At 72.7% G+C, this 15,941-nt stretch carries 18 protein-coding genes, 2 tRNA genes and 1 rRNA gene; 10 read left to right on the forward strand and 11 right to left on the reverse strand.

Features of this window, described 5'->3' with window-relative positions:
• Nucleotides 1-80: 80 nt before the first annotated feature.
• Together FB558_RS07100 and FB558_RS07105 are read right to left on the reverse strand one after the other, a co-directional pair.
• Nucleotides 81-1,601 (reverse strand): 16S ribosomal RNA (locus FB558_RS07100).
• A gap of 754 nt (nucleotides 1,602-2,355) precedes the next feature.
• Nucleotides 2,356-2,426: transfer RNA gene (locus FB558_RS07105), tRNA-Gly, on the reverse strand.
• 168 nt (nucleotides 2,427-2,594) lie between these two features.
• On the opposite strand from FB558_RS07105, the gene FB558_RS07110 reads away from it, so the two are divergent.
• From FB558_RS07110 to FB558_RS07130, 5 genes are all read left to right on the forward strand, one after another.
• Nucleotides 2,595-3,155, forward strand: coding sequence for a dihydrofolate reductase family protein (locus FB558_RS07110; RefSeq protein WP_142049308.1), 561 nt, complete (start codon nucleotides 2,595-2,597; stop codon nucleotides 3,153-3,155).
• A 71-nt stretch (nucleotides 3,156-3,226) separates the two neighbouring features.
• Nucleotides 3,227-3,303, forward strand: a tRNA-Pro gene (locus FB558_RS07115).
• A gap of 19 nt (nucleotides 3,304-3,322) precedes the next feature.
• Complete coding sequence (locus tag FB558_RS07120; RefSeq protein ID WP_142049311.1) at nucleotides 3,323-3,556, forward strand: hypothetical protein; 234 nt, start codon at nucleotides 3,323-3,325, stop codon at nucleotides 3,554-3,556.
• A gap of 503 nt (nucleotides 3,557-4,059) precedes the next feature.
• Nucleotides 4,060-4,719, forward strand: a complete 660-nt coding sequence (locus tag FB558_RS07125) for an RraA family protein (protein ID WP_142049314.1) — start codon at nucleotides 4,060-4,062, stop codon at nucleotides 4,717-4,719.
• Between the two features lie 19 nt (nucleotides 4,720-4,738).
• The gene (locus FB558_RS07130; protein WP_142049317.1) at nucleotides 4,739-5,527 is read left to right on the forward strand and encodes an endonuclease/exonuclease/phosphatase family protein; all 789 of its coding nucleotides are present in this window, start codon (nucleotides 4,739-4,741) and stop codon (nucleotides 5,525-5,527) included.
• Nucleotides 5,528-5,714: 187 nt separating this feature from the next.
• On the opposite strand, the gene FB558_RS07135 is transcribed toward FB558_RS07130, so the two are convergent.
• The gene (locus FB558_RS07135; RefSeq protein WP_246106291.1) at nucleotides 5,715-6,440 is read right to left on the reverse strand and encodes a Mut7-C ubiquitin/RNAse domain-containing protein; all 726 of its coding nucleotides are present in this window, start codon (nucleotides 6,438-6,440) and stop codon (nucleotides 5,715-5,717) included.
• A 32-nt stretch (nucleotides 6,441-6,472) separates the two neighbouring features.
• Nucleotides 6,473-7,078: a TetR/AcrR family transcriptional regulator gene (locus tag FB558_RS07140; RefSeq protein WP_142049320.1), complete on the reverse strand. Its 606-nt coding sequence runs from the start codon at nucleotides 7,076-7,078 to the stop codon at nucleotides 6,473-6,475.
• Nucleotides 7,079-7,121: 43 nt separating this feature from the next.
• Between FB558_RS07140 and FB558_RS07145 the strand changes: the two genes are divergently transcribed.
• Nucleotides 7,122-7,649 carry a PH domain-containing protein gene (locus tag FB558_RS07145; protein WP_142049323.1) on the forward strand — a complete coding sequence of 176 codons (528 nt, stop codon included), beginning with the start codon at nucleotides 7,122-7,124 and terminating at the stop codon, nucleotides 7,647-7,649.
• Nucleotides 7,646-9,202, forward strand: coding sequence for a PH domain-containing protein (locus tag FB558_RS07150; RefSeq protein ID WP_246106292.1), 1,557 nt, complete (start codon nucleotides 7,646-7,648; stop codon nucleotides 9,200-9,202). Before FB558_RS07145 ends, FB558_RS07150 begins: the two co-directional genes overlap by 4 nt.
• Nucleotides 9,203-9,233: 31 nt before the next feature.
• Here FB558_RS07150 and FB558_RS07155 read toward each other — a convergent pair whose 3' ends face one another.
• Nucleotides 9,234-9,770, reverse strand: coding sequence for a TetR family transcriptional regulator (locus FB558_RS07155; protein WP_246106293.1), 537 nt, complete (start codon nucleotides 9,768-9,770; stop codon nucleotides 9,234-9,236).
• A gap of 48 nt (nucleotides 9,771-9,818) precedes the next feature.
• On the opposite strand from FB558_RS07155, the gene FB558_RS07160 reads away from it, so the two are divergent.
• Nucleotides 9,819-10,307 (forward strand): GNAT family N-acetyltransferase, encoded by a 489-nt coding sequence (locus FB558_RS07160; RefSeq protein ID WP_246106294.1) that lies wholly within the window; start codon nucleotides 9,819-9,821, stop codon nucleotides 10,305-10,307.
• A 7-nt stretch (nucleotides 10,308-10,314) separates the two neighbouring features.
• On the opposite strand, the gene FB558_RS43125 is transcribed toward FB558_RS07160, so the two are convergent.
• Nucleotides 10,315-10,470, reverse strand: a complete 156-nt coding sequence (locus tag FB558_RS43125) for a hypothetical protein (RefSeq protein WP_170231213.1) — start codon at nucleotides 10,468-10,470, stop codon at nucleotides 10,315-10,317.
• A 211-nt stretch (nucleotides 10,471-10,681) separates the two neighbouring features.
• Nucleotides 10,682-11,431 carry an HAD-IIA family hydrolase gene (locus FB558_RS07165; RefSeq protein ID WP_211366556.1) on the reverse strand — a complete coding sequence of 250 codons (750 nt, stop codon included), beginning with the start codon at nucleotides 11,429-11,431 and terminating at the stop codon, nucleotides 10,682-10,684.
• Nucleotides 11,432-11,537: 106 nt separating this feature from the next.
• Between FB558_RS07165 and FB558_RS07170 the strand changes: the two genes are divergently transcribed.
• On the forward strand, nucleotides 11,538-12,305 hold the full coding sequence (locus FB558_RS07170; protein ID WP_142049329.1) for a hypothetical protein: 768 nt from the start codon (nucleotides 11,538-11,540) through the stop codon (nucleotides 12,303-12,305).
• Nucleotides 12,306-12,361: 56 nt separating this feature from the next.
• Here FB558_RS07170 and FB558_RS07175 read toward each other — a convergent pair whose 3' ends face one another.
• Complete coding sequence (locus FB558_RS07175) at nucleotides 12,362-12,829, reverse strand: carboxymuconolactone decarboxylase family protein (protein WP_425467975.1); 468 nt, start codon at nucleotides 12,827-12,829, stop codon at nucleotides 12,362-12,364.
• Between the two features lie 74 nt (nucleotides 12,830-12,903).
• Here FB558_RS07175 and FB558_RS07180 point away from each other — a divergent pair, with 74 nt between their 5' ends.
• On the forward strand, nucleotides 12,904-13,797 hold the full coding sequence (locus FB558_RS07180; RefSeq protein WP_142049332.1) for a sigma-70 family RNA polymerase sigma factor: 894 nt from the start codon (nucleotides 12,904-12,906) through the stop codon (nucleotides 13,795-13,797).
• A 61-nt stretch (nucleotides 13,798-13,858) separates the two neighbouring features.
• On the opposite strand, the gene FB558_RS07185 is transcribed toward FB558_RS07180, so the two are convergent.
• Genes FB558_RS07185 through FB558_RS07195 form a run of 3 tightly spaced genes read right to left on the reverse strand, consistent with a single transcriptional unit; the run spans nucleotide 13,859 to nucleotide 15,936 of the window.
• Nucleotides 13,859-14,542, reverse strand: a complete 684-nt coding sequence (locus FB558_RS07185) for a GntR family transcriptional regulator (RefSeq protein ID WP_170231214.1) — start codon at nucleotides 14,540-14,542, stop codon at nucleotides 13,859-13,861.
• Nucleotides 14,543-14,602: 60 nt separating this feature from the next.
• Nucleotides 14,603-15,436: an Fpg/Nei family DNA glycosylase gene (locus FB558_RS07190; RefSeq protein ID WP_142049337.1), complete on the reverse strand. Its 834-nt coding sequence runs from the start codon at nucleotides 15,434-15,436 to the stop codon at nucleotides 14,603-14,605.
• Complete coding sequence (locus FB558_RS07195) at nucleotides 15,436-15,936, reverse strand: ribose-5-phosphate isomerase (RefSeq protein ID WP_142049340.1); 501 nt, start codon at nucleotides 15,934-15,936, stop codon at nucleotides 15,436-15,438. The genes FB558_RS07190 and FB558_RS07195 overlap by 1 nt, the downstream gene beginning before the upstream one ends.
• Nucleotides 15,937-15,941 lie beyond the last annotated feature (5 nt).

Consider the following 15,941-nt stretch of genomic DNA (forward strand, 5'->3'; position numbering starts at 1 on the left):
GCGCGACATTTATCGAAGAAAGGAGAACCAACCCCAACACTCGAGACCGGTCAACCCCACCAACACGGTGGACTCCTTAGAAAGGAGGTGATCCAGCCGCACCTTCCGGTACGGCTACCTTGTTACGACTTCGTCCCAATCGCCAGTCCCACCTTCGACGACTCCCTCCCACAAGGGGTTAGGCCATCGGCTTCGGGTGTTACCAACTTTCGTGACGTGACGGGCGGTGTGTACAAGGCCCGGGAACGTATTCACCGCAGCGTTGCTGATCTGCGATTACTAGCGACTCCAACTTCACGGGGTCGAGTTGCAGACCCCGATCCGAACTGAGACCAGCTTTAAGGGATTCGCTCCACCTCACGGTCTCGCAGCCCTCTGTACTGGCCATTGTAGCATGTGTGAAGCCCTGGACATAAGGGGCATGATGACTTGACGTCATCCCCACCTTCCTCCGAGTTGACCCCGGCAGTCTCCCATGAGTCCCCGGCATAACCCGCTGGCAACATGGAACGAGGGTTGCGCTCGTTGCGGGACTTAACCCAACATCTCACGACACGAGCTGACGACAGCCATGCACCACCTGCACACCAGCCACAAGGGAACGCCTATCTCTAGACGCGTCTAGTGCATGTCAAACCCAGGTAAGGTTCTTCGCGTTGCATCGAATTAATCCACATGCTCCGCCGCTTGTGCGGGCCCCCGTCAATTCCTTTGAGTTTTAGCCTTGCGGCCGTACTCCCCAGGCGGGGCGCTTAATGCGTTAGCTGCGGCACAGAGACCGTGGAATGGCCCCCACACCTAGCGCCCACCGTTTACGGCGTGGACTACCAGGGTATCTAATCCTGTTCGCTCCCCACGCTTTCGCTCCTCAGCGTCAGTATCGGCCCAGAGACCCGCCTTCGCCACCGGTGTTCCTCCTGATATCTGCGCATTTCACCGCTACACCAGGAATTCCAGTCTCCCCTGCCGAACTCAAGTGATGCCCGTATCGACCGCAAGCTCAGAGTTAAGCCCCAAGTTTTCACGACCGACGCGACACACCGCCTACGAGCTCTTTACGCCCAATAATTCCGGACAACGCTCGCACCCTACGTATTACCGCGGCTGCTGGCACGTAGTTGGCCGGTGCTTCTTCTACCGGTACCGTCACTCACGCTTCGTCCCGGTCGAAAGAGGTTTACAACCCGAAGGCCGTCATCCCCCACGCGGCGTCGCTGCGTCAGGCTTTCGCCCATTGCGCAATATTCCCCACTGCTGCCTCCCGTAGGAGTCTGGGCCGTGTCTCAGTCCCAGTGTGGCCGGTCGCCCTCTCAGGCCGGCTACCCGTCGTCGCCTTGGTAGGCCATCACCCCACCAACAAGCTGATAGGCCGCGGGCCCATCCCCAGCCGAAAAACTTTCCACCCAACCCCATGCGAGGCCAGGTCATATCCGGTATTAGACCCAGTTTCCCGGGCTTATCCCAGAGCTGAGGGCAGGTCACCCACGTGTTACTCACCCGTTCGCCGCTCGTGTACCCCCGAAGAGGCCTTACCGCTCGACTTGCATGTGTTAAGCACGCCGCCAGCGTTCGTCCTGAGCCAGGATCAAACTCTCCAACTAAATCTGGCTCTAGCAAAACCGAGACGGGGTCTCGGCTAAAACAAACTGGCATAAACCAATTCATGATAAAGCTCGACACACTGTTGAGTTCTCAAGAGACACCCGCACACCATCACGATCCTCGCGGACCGCGCCGGGGCAACTTTCTCACAGTACATGGTCCTGAGCGCGGAGTCAACCTCCGCCAGGCCCACCACCCTTTGGGCAACACCTTGCGGCGCGACCTTCCGGGAGTGTCGTCTCCAGCTGGGCTGACTCTGGGCCGGAGATTCCGTCCCGGTCTGTCGTGCTGCCCGCCGTGGCGACGAGGAGAAAGATACACACCCCCGTCAGAGGCCTTCGACAGGGGGGTCGGTCGTGGGCGCCCGCACCCGCGCGCCGGTGTTCCGTCGCAGGTCATCGGCTCGATCGGCGCCTCCGAGCACCGGATCCCCGGTCACGCGGCTGCCGACGCGCCCCGCCGCCCGTGCAGAACCGAGACGATGCTCCCGCGTTCGTGATCGCCGTCCTGGCGCAGGAACGGCCGGATGGAGCGCGTTGCCCGACCGTCAGGCTCCCACCCGGACGAACGGCACCCTCGTCGGTACCTAGCCGACGAAAGTGCCGCTCGTCATGCGGATCCCGCTCCTCAGCCCGGACGGGGCGCGCTCCGACGGTTCGGAGGGGTCGCGGAGACCCGGTCATCGCACGAGATGGGTCGATGCCCGTTCCCATGATCACGTGCGGGCGGCGTTCGTGCTGGTCAGATCGTGTGAGCGGGCGACGGGAATCGAACCCGCGTAGCCAGTTTGGAAGACTGGGGCTCTACCATTGAGCTACGCCCGCGTGGCCCGCTCGGTCGCGGAGCCGTCCCCACCTTAGCGGACGGGGCGGCGTCTTCCGCGCCCACCACGTGATCCCGGCCGTCCCATTGCCCGCGACGGCGATGAGTTCGCCGCGCGGTGGCGGTCTCCACCGGTGAGACCCGTGACGTCCATCGGAGGAGCCGAGCGCGTGCGCACCCTTGCCATCACCCAGAACACCACCCTCGACGGCTCGATCGAGATGCTCGGCGACTGGTTCGACCCCCAGGGCCAGGCCGACGTGGACAACTCCGACCTCCTCGAGGAGCTGCACCGCCAGGACGGCGCGGCGGACGCGTTCCTGGCCGGTCGCCGGACCTTCGAGGACCTGCGCGGCTACTGGCCGGCGCAGTCCGACGACGCCACCGGGATCACCGACTACCTCAACCGCGTGCAGAAGTTCGTCGTCTCCTCGACGATGACCGACCCGGGGTGGCAGAACACCACGGTGCTGTCCGGCGACCCGGTGGCGGAGGTGCGCGCGCTCAAGGAGCAGCCGGGGCAGGACATCGTCGTCACCGGCAGCATCACGCTGTGCCACACGCTGATCGGGGCCGGGCTGGTCGACGAGTACCGGCTCTTCGCCTACCCGGTCGTCCAGGGCCGGGGCCGGCGGTTGTTCCCCGAGGGCGTCGAGGTGCCCGCCCTGCGCCTGCTCGAGGCCACGGCGTTCCGCAGCGGGATCACCTACGCCCGCTACCGCCGTCGCTGACACGGTCCCGGTTCCCCCGTCCGCGACGGCGGGTGCCCGCAGGTCGCGAACGGCGCTTAGACTCCTGCCGACGGGGTGTGGCGCAGCTTGGTAGCGCACTCGCTTTGGGAGCGAGGGGCCGTGGGTTCAAATCCCGCCACCCCGACCAGTAGCGCCGAGGAGGACGAGTGGACGAGCCCGTCCGACGCCGGATCGGCCAGGACCTCTGCCGTCGTCGGCACGCGGTCACCGGCGTCGAGTGCCATCTCCCCGACACCCACTACCCGCGGCCGCACCAGGCGCTCGACGGCGAGTGCTGGCACGACGGGTTGTGCGACAAGTGCCGCGGTGGCGGCACGTGGGGTTCCACGACCTGCGACCGGTGCAACGGCGTCGGGTTCACGCTGATCGCCGTGGACTGAGGATCGCGCGCCCGTACAGCTCGGCGGGCCCGGCCGCCTCGAGGACACCGGGGTCCGGAACTGCGGGGAGCTTGCGTTCCTCGTCACCGAGCGGGTCTCCATCGCGGCGCGCGCAGCCGCCGGTGCACGCCGAGGCCGTCCGGCCCACGCGCGTACCCCGCGCCCTCGTGCGTGCGGGAACCGGAAGAGCCCGCACACAGCTGCGCGCCTCGGCACCCGCGCCCGGTCGTGCGTGCGGCGTCCTCGGGGTGTGTGCGGAGACACCGAGGCCCGGCCGACGGACCGTGAGGGGGGGCGGTCCGGCGGCCGGGCCGGTGTCGCAGTGCCCGCTGGGCTCCGCGCTGACAGATGGGTAGGCAGAAGCGGGTGGGTCCCAAACCTGGATCACCCGGTCGACGTCGTCGAGCCCGGGTGCGCGCCGGCGGAGGACCTGACCGCGGTTACCGTCGCCGGGCACGGACGTACCGACCGGAGGTGCCGGTCGCGAGGACGGAGGCCCATCGATGGAGATCGCCGAGCTGGTCACGCGCCTGGCGCGGCTGCAGGTGTCGTCGCTGAGCGACGCGGACAAGACACTCCCGGTCTGCGACCCGGCGATCGGTCCGCTGCTCCCGGACGTCACGCTGGTCGGGACGGCGTTCACGGTCCGCTCCGACGGCGATCTCCTCGGCATGATCGACGCGATCGGGCAGGCCGGACCGGGCACCGTGCTCGTGGCGGCCACCGACGGCAGCCCGCTCGCCGCGTCCGGGGAGCTGTTCGCCACCGAGGGCAGGCGGCGCGGGATCGCCGGGATCGCGGTCGACGGCTGGTGCCGGGACCTGCGTGGGTTGCGCCGCGTGGGCCTGCCGGTGTTCGCCCGGGGCACCACACCGGCCGCGGGCCCGGCGGCGGGACCGTCGGTCGTGCAGGTGCCGGTGCGGTTCGGCGGCGTCGACGTGCGGCCCGGCGACATCGTCTTCGGCGACGACGACGGGCTGCTCATCGCCCCGCCGGAGCGGGTCGCGGCGGCTCTGGAGCGGGCCGAGGAGATCGAGCGCGTCGAGGCCGAGGTGGCCGCGGGGATGGGCCGCGGGCGCAGCCTGCACGAGCTCACGAACGCCGCCGAGCACCTGCGCGCGGTCGCCGCGGGCGAGCCGAGCACGTTCCGCTTCCAGCCGTGAGCCCCGCCATGATGGCCGGATGCGCGTCCTCACGCTGAACATCCTCTCGCCGCGGTACGCCGGGGACTGGGATCGGCGGCGTGACGCCCTGGTCGCGGGGGTGCGCGCGGTCGACCCCGACGTCGTCGCGCTGCAGGAGGTGACCGACGCCGCCGAGGTGCTGGGGCCCGGCTGGCACCTGGCGCCGCACTCCCGCCGTGACGCCGGACTCGGCGCCACCCTCGCGAGCCGGTGGCCGCTGGGCGCGGTGCACGAGGTCGACGGCGCCGTCACCGACCGCGCCGCCGAGTTCCCCTGGGGCGGCACCCTGGTGGCGGAGGTGCTCGCGCCCCCACCGATCGGGCCGGTGCACGTCGTGCACCACAAGCCCGTCTACCAGCTGCCCTACGAGCGGGAGCGCGAGCTGCACGCGGTGGCCGCCGCGGGGCTCGTCGAGGAGGTCGTGCCGGACCCGGCCCGGCACGTGGTGGTGCTCGGCGACTTCGACGCCCGCCCGGACTCGGCCTCCCTGCGGTTCTGGACCGGGCGCCAGTCGCTCGACGGCGCGAGCGTCTGCTACCACGACGCGTGGGAGAGCGTGCACGGTGACGAGCCGGGGCACACGTTCACGCCGGAGAACCCGCTCGTCCGCGCGGGCGGCATGCGCCTCGTGCGCGGCAGGCGCATCGACTACGTGCTGGTCCGCGGTGGATCCCACGGGCCGACGCTGCAGGTGCGTTCGTGCGAGCGGGCGCTCGTCGAGCCGATCGGCGGTGTGCAGGCCAGCGACCACTACGGCGTCGTCGCCGAGCTCGCCCTCCCCGACTAGCGCGGTGACCCGAACGTCCACCGGGCCGTGCAGCGATCGGTTCGCGACCGCCGACACGGGAGGCGGCACCCGGAGCGTTGTTGCCCGATGGGTCAGGCTCCCACCCGGACGAACGGCACTTTCGTCGGTACCTAGCCGACGAAAGTGCCGTTCGTCATGCGAATCCCGTTTCCCGAGGCCGCACGCGTCAGGGGCCGCCGCCCGCGGCGCCGACCGCCCGCACCGCGTCCGCGACGAGCGCGTCCAGGCGGCGCCCGTGCGCGCCGTGCCAGTACACGCGACCGCAGGAACGGCAGCGGGCGAACCGCTCGTAGCGCCGCCGGGTCCCGGGCTCCAGGAGGTCGACGACCTGCTCCTTCGGCACGTCGACGAGCTCCCCGTTGCAGGCCGCGCAGCGGGTCCGTGGACGCAGCGGCGGGGCGAAGCGGTCCAGGACGTCGGCCAGCTGCGCCGTGGCGCCGTGCCCCCGCACGTATGCGCCGGCCCACAAGGCGCGCCGCATGAGCAGGCCGCGGTCCTGGGTGAGCAGCACGCGCTGCTCCCGTCCGGCGCGCGCGACGAGGTCGGGGTCGTCGGCGTCGTTGTCGTAGGAGGTGTCGACGCCGAGCACGCGCAGCCGGCGGGCGAGCGTGCCGAGGTGGACGTCGAGCAGGAACCGGGCGCCGTGCGGCAGGGGCTGCGGGCGGGGCGGCGGGTCGAGTCCGACCACCGCGCCCTGATGCAGCGGCCGGCTCGCACCGGCGGCGGCGCCGTCGACGCTGGGCGGCCCGACCTCGGTCAACGGGATGCCGAGGGACTGGACGACGTGGCCGAGGGAGGCGCTCCCGTCGTAGGGCACCGTGATCTGCGTGCGGCGGCGCCGGGGTGGGAGGAACAGCCACAGCGCGGGCGCCGGCCGGACCACGAGTTCCACCGCACCGACGATCCCAGGTCGGCGACCGGTCGTCAGCCGCGCCCGGGGAACACCCGGGACAGGTGGTAGTCCACGGTGGCCACCGCCTGCTCGGGCGTGCGGCCGCCGAGGACGATCGCGGTGGCCTGCGCGTCGACGAGCGACCACAGCACGACCGCCTCGTGCACGGGGTCGACGCCGGGGGCCAGCTCGCCCGCGGTCCGCGCCGCGGCGAGCCGCTCGGCGAAGACCTCGATCACCTTCGGCCCGCCCGCGGCGACGATCGCGGCCATCCGCGGGTCGGACATCGCGCGGATGAAGTACGCGATCCCGGCCAGCCACGCCGCGCGGCTGGGTCCGTCGATGGGCAGGATCTCGAGCATGATCGTCCGGATGACGTCGCGGTCGGTGGGCGGATGGCCGGCGTCCCGCAGCGACGCGACGATGCGCTGCTCCTGCTGCTGCGACTGGTGCTCGAGCGCGAAGACGACCATCTCGTCCTTGCTGCGGAAGTAGTGCTGCACGGCGCCCATCGAGATGCCCGCCTCGGCGGCGACGTGGCGCAGGCTCACCGACTCCAGGCCTTCTGCGGTGGCCAGGCGCAGCAGCGCGTCGGCGATCTCCCGCCGGCGCGCGTCGTGGTCCACCCGTCTGGGCACGGCCGCAGCCTATACAATGCGATCGCATGGCGAAGGGGACGACATGACCACGGCCACCGGCTCGACCCGCGATCGACCACCCGGCGAGCTGCGGCTGCGGCCGCCCCGCCACCCCGTGGACCCGAGAGCGGTGGCCTGGTGGCGCACCACCCTCGCCCTGCTCGTCGGCACCCCGGTGGTCGTGCTCGCGGTGCTGGGCGCGCTGATCCCACCGGCGCGGTTCTGGCTCCTGCTGCCCGCGGCCGTCGTCCTGGTCGCCGGGCTGCCACTGGTGCTCGCCCTGCCGCGCTGGTGGTACCGGCTGCACCGCTGGGAGGTCACCGACGTCGCGGTCTACACGCGTTCCGGCTACTTCTGGCAGGAGTGGCGGGTGGCGCCGATGTCGCGCATCCAGACCGTCGACACCGAGCGCGGACCGCTCGAGCAGCGATTCGGGCTCGCCACCGTCACGGTCACGACGGCGTCGGCGAAGGGCGCGCTCAAGATCGAAGGGCTCGGCCACGAGGTGGCGGCCGAGCTCGCCGAGCGGCTCACCGCCACCACGCAGGCCACCCCGGGGGACGCGACGTGACCGCACCCGGCACCGCACCGGACGAGGGCTGGCACGAACTGGACCGGCGGACGGTCGCGGTCACGGCGCTGCTGACGCTCGGCGGCTCGGTCGCCGCCGGCATGCCCATCGGGCTCGCGGTCGCCCGCAACACCTCGACCGGCACGGCCCTGCTGTGGGTGCTGCCCGCCGTGGCGCTGCTGGTGGCCGGGGCGGGCGTCCTCGACCACGTCCGGTGGCGCCGCACGCGCTACCGGGTCACGCCGAGCCGGGTCGAGCTGCGCACCGGCATCGTCGTCACCAGGCACCGCTCGCTGCAGCGCGACCGCATCCGCGCCGTCGACGTCACGGCCGACCCGCTGCTGCGCGCCTTCGGGCTCGTGGCCGTCCGGGTCGGCACGGGCGAGCAGTCCGGCGCGGGCGAGGGGTCGGTCGCGCTGCGGCCGGTGCCGTCGGCGACCGGTGAGGCGCTGCGCCGCGAACTGCTGCGCCGCGAGCGGCGGGACGGCGCGGACGCGGACGCTCCGGTCGACGGCGCGCTCGCCGTGCTCGACCCGGCCTGGATCCGCTACGCCCCCGTGTCGTTCGTGGCACCCGTGCTCGGGGCCAGCGCGTTCGGCGGCGCGCTGCAGGTGTCGGAGTGGTTCGGCCTGCAGGCCGGGGTGATCACCTGGGTCGCGGAGGTGTTCCACGGGGTCCCCCTCGCCGCGGTGATCGCGATCCTCGCCGCGGGCGCGCTGGTGGTCGGCGCGGTCGGGGCCCTCGGGCTGTGGGTCGAGATGTGGTGGAACTACCGCCTGGAGCGCGAGCCCGGCACCCTGCGCGTCAGCCGCGGCCTCCTCACCACCCGCTCGATCTCGGTGGAGGAGGCGCGGCTGCGCGGCGTCGAGCTCGTCGAGCCGCTGGGCGTGCGGCTGTCCGGCGCCGCCCGCATCGACGCCGTGGCCACCGGCATGGGCGCGGCGAAGCCCGAGGACGACAAGACCGACCGCCGCACGCTGCTGCCCGCGGCGCCGCGGGCCCTCGCCCAGGGGGTGGCCGCCGCCGTCCTGCGCGAGCAGGTGTCGCCCACCGATGCCGTGCGCCTGACCGGCCATCCGGCCGCCGCGCGCGGGAGGCGGCTGCGGTGGGCGCTCGCGACCGTCGTCGCGGTGGAGGCGCCGCTGGTGGTCCTCGGCGTGCTGCTCACCGACGTGCTCCTGCACATCGCCTGGATCAGCGCGCTCGCTCTCGTGCCGCTCGCCGTCGTGCTGGCGGTCGACGCCTACCGCAGCCTCGGCCACGGCCTCGGCGAGCGGTACCTCGTGGCGCGCAGCGGCACCGTCCGGCGCAGCACGGTGGCCCTGCAGCGCGGCGGCATCATCGGCTGGACCTTCCGGCAGTCGATCTTCCAGCGGCGCGCGGAGCTGGTGACGGTGATCGCGACGACGGCCGCGGGCACGGGCGCCTACGCCGTGCCGGACGCGGGGACCGACGAAGGCCTGGCCCTGGCCAGGGCGACGGTCCCAGGCCTGCTGGAGCCGTTCGCGGAGGAACTCGACGCCCCCGCGACGAACGGCACATTCGTCGGCTAGGCGCAGACCAGAGTGCCGTTCGTCATCAGGATCAACGCAGCCCGCGGCGGACCGCTGCCGTCGTGCGCTCCACGTCGCCGGTCGCCAGCACGTCGAGCAGGGCTCCGCGCAACGTCGCGAGCACCGCGGTGGGGTCGCCGTCGGGGCCGAGCACGTCCCCGAGCAGCGCGATCCAGTCCTGCACGCCCTGCGCCGCGAAGCCGGCCCACGGTCCGTCGGGCTCGACGAGCGAGCGCGCGTAGCCCTCCACCCACAATCGCAGGAGGTCGCGCCGCTGCGGGGCGGCCAGCCACGCCCAGAGCCGCTCGACGGTCTCGACCGCCCCGCCGCCGTGCGCGCGCACCTCGGCGAGCAGGGCGAGCTCCTCGGCGCGCGAGCGGTCCAGCAGCGCCCGGACCAGCCCGTCCTTGGACCCGAACAGGTACAGCAGCACGCGCGGGCTCGACCCGACCGCCTCCGCGAGCGGCCGCAGCGACATCCCGGCCATGCCGTGGCGCAGCACGTAGGCGTAGGCGAGCTCCAGCAGCTCCTCCCGGCGCCCGGAAGGGGGTTGCGGATCGGCGGCCACGAGGACAGTCTGCACTGAAACAGTCGTTTCAGTGACAGGAGGGCCGCGGTGGGCGACGTGCGGATCCGGCAGCTCGGCGAACCCGGTGACCTGGGCTGGGTGGTGCTCGCCCACGGCGAGCTCTACGCCCAGGAGTACGGGTGGGACACCTCCTTCGAGGCGCTGGTGGCCCGGATCGTGGCCGACCTCGCCGCGGGCCACGACGCCGCCCGCGAGCGGGCCTGGATCGCCGAGCTCGACGGCAGGCGCGTGGGCTGCGTGTTCTGCGTGGCGGGCGACGAGCCCGGCACCGCGCAGCTGCGCATCCTGCTCGTGCACCCGGATGCCCGGGGCCACGGCGTCGGCACGCGACTGGTGGACGCCTGCGTCGCGTTCGCACGGGAGCGCGGCTACACCCGCATGCGGCTGTGGACGAACGACGTGCTCGCCGCCGCGCGCCGCATCTACCTCGCCACGGGCTTCCGCCTCGTGGCCCAGGAGCCGCACCGCAGCTTCGGCGCCGAGCTCGTGGGCCAGGACTACGAGCTCGAGCTGTGAGCGGCGGCTACGCCGCCAGCGCCTCCCAGCACCACTTCTCGGTCATCGGTTCCGCGCAGTCCGGGCAGGGGACCTCGCAGCCTGCCGTCGCCGCGACGGGCAGCTCGGCCTCGACGCCGCACCCGGTGCAACCCCACCATCCGGTCGTGATCGTCGTGTCCATGGCTCCCGATGCTAAATGACACCTCTGTCATTCTCCGGGCGCGCGACACGCCGACGGAGCACGGCGGCGGGTAACGCGGCCTCCGCGGGTCGCGAGTGCAGTCGGGGAGGCGGGACGTGCGCGAACGGCGCCGACGTCCCGCCACCGGCCGGCGACCCCCTCCTCGTCCGGCCCCGGATCCGCGTCGGCGTGCCCGTCGGCGTGGGTCCGGCTAAACCTCCTCGACGAGGTCCGCGATGGAGGCCACCACGCGGTTCGGCCGGTAGGGGAAGCGCTCGACCTCCTCGGCCTGGGTGATCCCGGTCAGCACCAGCACGGTGCGCATGCCGGCCTCCAGACCGGCGATGACGTCGGTGTCCATCCGGTCACCGATCATCACGGTCGACTCCGAGTGGGCCTCGATGCGGTTCAGCGCGGCCCGCATCATCAGCGAGTTCGGCTTCCCGATGAAGTACGGCTCGACGCCCGTGGCCTTGCTGATCAGCGCCGCGACGGCCCCCGTCGCGGGCAGCACGCCGTCGCGGGACGGCCCCACCGGGTCGGGGTTCGTCGCGACCCAGCGCGCCCCGTTGCGGATCAGGCGGATCGCCGTGGTCACCGCCTCGAAGCTGTACGTGCGCGTCTCGCCGAGCACGACGTAGTCGGGGGCGTTGTCGGTGAGCACGTAACCGATCTCGTGCAGGGCCGTGGTGAGCCCGGCCTCGCCCACGACGTACGCGCTGCCCTGCGGGCGCTGGTCGTCGAGGAAGGTGGCGGTGGCCAGCGCCGACGTCCAGATCGACTCCACCGGCAGGTCGATGCCGCTGGTCCGCAGCCGGAACTGCAGGTCCCGCGGCGTGAAGATCGAGTTGTTGGTGAGGACCAGGAACGGCCTGCCGGTCTCGCGCAGCCGGGCGATGAACACGTCGGCGCCGGGGATCAACCGCCCTTCGTGGACGAGCACGCCGTCCATGTCGGTCATCCAACATTCGATCGGCTTCGGATCGGCCACGACCGGGCAGCCTAGCGAGGGGAACGCCGGCCCGCTGACGTGCGTTGACCCTGATGAGTCGTGAGGAGTGGTTCGAGTGACCGGCACGATCCTGACCATCGTGGTCCTCGCCCTGATCGTGGTGGGCGCCGTCTGGCTGGTGCGCCAGCGCGCCGCCGAGCGGACGCGGGAGCTGGAGGACGCGAAGTCCGAGGCCCGCCGCTGGGTCGAACGCCTCGGCGGGCAGGTGCTCAACCTCGTCGGTACGGACGAGGCCTCCAAGCAGGCGCTCGCCGACGCCGCGGAGCGCTACACCGCCGCGGGCTCGCAGATGGAGCAGGCCCGCAGCACCGCCCAGGCCCAGCAGGTCACCGAGACCGCCCGCGAGGGCCTCTACTACGTGCGCGCCGCCCGCACCGCCATGGGCATCGACCCCGGCCCCGAGCTCCCGCCGCTGCCCGGCCAGCAGCGCGCGGGCGCCGTCAGCGAGGAACGCGAGGTCGAGGTGGAGGGGCACGGCTACAGCGCCTCGCCGGTGCCGTCGCAGCGCAACCGCCACTACTACCCCGGCGGCACCGTGGCCGGACGCCCGGTGCCGCAGGGCTGGTACTCCGAGCCGTGGTGGCGGCCCGCGCTGGTCGCCGGGGCCTGGGGCATCGGCTCGGCCCTTCTGTTCACCACGATGTTCTCCGGCATGGCCGGCGTGGCCTACGCGGACGGCTTCTCCGACGGAGCCGCCCAGGACGACGCCGGCATGGGCGGCGACGACGCGCAGGGCGACGTCGGGGCCGACATGGGCGGCGACCCGGGCTTCGACGGGGGCGGCTTCGACGGCGGGGGCTTCGACGGGTTCGGCGACTTCTGACCCTCGGTCGCGAGTGGATGCGGGTGCTCCAGCACTCGCATCCACTCACGGCACCGTCAGGCCGCCGTCTCCCAGCTGGGCCGGTCGGCCCGTTCCTTGACCGTCACGTTGAACCGGTTGAACAGGTTCAGGGTGCCGATCATGACGAGGAGCGCCGCGAGCTGCCGCTCGTCGTAGTGGTCGGCCGCCTCGTCCCAGACCGCGTCCGGCACCGGCTCGTCGGACCGGTCGGCCAGCCGCGTCACCACCTCGGCCAGGTGCAACGCCGCGCGCTCGGCGTCGTCGAAGAACGGCGAGTCCCGCCACGCGGCCACGGTCGCGATCCGCTCGTCGGTCTCGCCCAGCTCCTTGGCCTCCCGCAGGTGCCCGTAGATGCACGCGCTGCAACCGTTGATCTGGCTGACGCGCAGTCCGATCAGCTCGAGGGTGCGGCTCGGCACACCTCCCTGGTTGGTCGCCTTCAGCAGGCTCTGGATGCCCTTCATCGCGTCCGGGAGCACGATCGCCGGGTTCTTCATGCGCATGGAACTGCCTCCTCGTCACATCGCCGCGGTTCGGCGGGTCACTGCACTGACACGCGCCGATCGAGGGATGTGACATGGACGAGGACGAGTTCCTGGCCGCACGGTTCGAGGAACACCGCGGACACCTGAAGGCGGTGGCCCACCGGATGCTGGGGTCGCTCGCCGAGGCCGACGACGCGGTCCAGGAGGCGTGGCTGCGGGTCGCGCGCGCCGACGCGTCCGGCGTCGAGAACATGGGCGGCTGGCTGACGACGATCGTGGCGCGCGTCTGCCTGAACGCGCTGCGCTCGCGCGCGGGGCGGCGCGAGCAGCCGCTGGACGTGCACGTGCCCGACCCGGTCCGCACCCCCGCCCAGGACATCGCGGACGACGGTGCAGACCCCGAACGCGAGGCGCTGCTCGCCGACTCGGTCGGTCTCGCGCTGCTCGTCGTCCTGGACACGCTCGGTCCGGCCGAGCGGCTCGCGTTCGTGCTGCACGACCTGTTCTCGATGCCGTTCGACGAGATCGCGCCCGTGCTCGACCGCAGCGAGGCCGCGACCCGCCAGCTGGCGAGCCGGGCCCGCCGCCGGGTCCAGGCCGCGCGACCGTCGCAGGACGCGGATCTCGGCGCCCGGCGGGGCGTCGTGGACGCCTTCCTCACCGCTGCACGGGGAGGTGACCTCGCGGCCCTCGTCGAGCTCCTCGCCCCGGACGTCGTGGTGCGCACCGACGGCGGGCCGCTGCGGCCGGCCACCGTCGTCCGCGGCCGCCGGGCCGTCGCCGAGGGGGCGATGACCTTCGCGCGGCTGGCCGGGCTCACCCGCCCCGCGTGGGTGGACGGCGCGCCGGGCGCGGTCGCGCTCTCGGGGGACCGGCTGGTGTCGGTCGCAACGTTCACCGTCGCAGGCGGGAAGATCACCGCGCTCGACATCGTCACCGATCCCGAGCGCCTCGCCCTGCTCGACCCGGCGGTCCTGCGGCCCTGAGGGCGTGCGCGTCGCCGTCGACGGCCGCGATCAAATCGGTCCGCGAGGCACGACGGCCGGCTCACCCCTCGCCCTCGGTGCGCAGGCCGAGCAGCACCTGGTCCCGGCCCTGCAGGATGTGCTCGCGCATGAGACCGGCGGCGCGCGACGCCTCACCGGCGGCGATCGCGTTCCTGATCATGGTGTGGAACTGGTGGGACCGGCGCAGCTGCGCCTCGTCGAAGTGCCGGAACGCGTCGAACACCAGCGGGGCGTCGACCGCCCGCGCGAGCATGTGCTGCAGCCGCTCGTGGCCGCCGGCCCGCACGACGGCGTCGTGCACGCGGCGGTTGGCCGCGCTGATCCGCCGGGTGCGCGCGAGCGGGTCCTCGTCGGGCGCGTCGAGCGCGGCCGCGAACTCCGCGATGCCACCGTCGAGCTCGACGATGTCGGCCTCGGTGCGGCGCTGCGCGGCCAGCTCGGCCGCGTACGCCTCGAGCCGGGACCGCAGCTCGTAGAGGTCCACGACGGCGTCGCGGTCGAGCGTGCGCACCACGGCGCCCCGGTGCCGCTCCGAGACCACGAGCCCCTCGGCGGCGAGCATGCGCACCGCCTCCCGCACCGGGGTGCGGGAGAGCCCGAGCTGCTCGGCGATGCGCTGCTCGACCAGGTGCTCGCCGGGGCGCATCCGCCCCTCGACGATCCAGGCGCGGACGGTGGCGTAGGCGTGCGCGGGCCCGCCCTCGGGCGACGGCTCAGCTGCCACGACCCCCCTTTCCGCGATCGGGAGCATAGGCGCAGGCGCCCGGCCCGACCGCTGCACCGCTCAGGCGCGGGATCCCGCCCGCCGGCGGCGTCTGCGCACCTTCTGGCAGGTCGGGCACCAGAACAGGTTGCGGGCCGCGTGCTCGGTGTGCGCCACCGGCGTGCCGCAGAGCAGGCACGGCTCGCCGGTCCGGCGGTAGACGTAGACGCGCCGGCCGCTCACGCCCTCCTCGCCGGTGGACAGCGGCTCGTGCTCGGGCCGCAGCGTCTCGATCAGGCCGCGCCGGTAGCCCTCCCGGAGCAGGTCCACGAGGTCGGCCCACAACGCGTCCCACTGCTCCCGGCGCAGGTCCCGGCCGGGCAGCTGCGGGGCCAGGCCGTGGCGGAACAGCAGCTCCGCGCGGTAGACGTTCCCGATCCCCGCGATCACCGACTGGTCCATGAGCAGCGTGGCGAGCGGGGCACGGGAGCGGGACACCTTCGCCCACGCGCGCTCCGGGTCGGCGTCGGGACGCAGCGGGTCCTCGCCGAGCCGCGCGTGCACCGCGTTCGCCTCGGCGTCGGTCACCAGCTCGCACGCCGTGGCGCCGCGCAGGTCGGCGTAGGAGGTGGAACCGACCATCCGCATCCGCACCTGGCCCACCGGTTCCCCGGCCGGCAGCGGCTCGTCGCTGAACTTCCCGTACAGCCCGAGGTGGACGTGCACGACGAGGTCGGGTCCGTAGTGGTGGAACAGGTGCTTGCCGTGCGCCTCGGCACGCTCCAGCACCCGGCCGTCGACCAGGGCGGCGCTCGCGGCGAACCGCCCCTGCGGGCTCGACACCGCCACCGGACGGCCCGCGAAGCGGCGGTGGTGCAGGTCGGCGAGGCGGTGGAGGGTGTGGCCTTCGGGCATCAGCTCGTGGTCGTGGGAGCCGGGATCTGCTCGGGCGGCAGCGCGGGCGGCACGCCGGTGCGCTCGAAGTCGCCGACCATGTCGATCCGGCGCTGGTGGCGGGGCTCGCCGGAGAACGGCGTGGCGACGAACGCGGCGACGATCTCGGCGGCCTCGTCGAGGGTGTGCATCCGGGCCCCCACGGCGACCACCTGGGCGTCGTTGTGCTGACGGCCCAACGTCGCCGTCTCGACGCTCCACGCCAGCGCGCAGCGGACGCCGGCCACCTTGTTGGCGGCGATCTGCTCCCCGTTGCCCGAGCCGCCGAGCACGACGCCCAGGCTGCCGGGGTCGGCCAGCGTGCGGCGCGCGGCCTCGACGCAGAACGGCGGGTAGTCGTCGCTCGCGTCGTAGGCGGCCGGCCCGACGTCGACCGCCTCGTGCCCGAGGGCGGTCAGGTGGGTGACCAGGTGGGTCTTGAGCTCGAAGCCTGCGTGGTCGGAGCCGAGGTAGACGCGCACGGTGG

Source organism: Pseudonocardia kunmingensis (assembly GCF_006716445.1).
GTDB classification, from domain to species: Bacteria; Actinomycetota; Actinomycetes; order Mycobacteriales; family Pseudonocardiaceae; genus Pseudonocardia; species Pseudonocardia kunmingensis.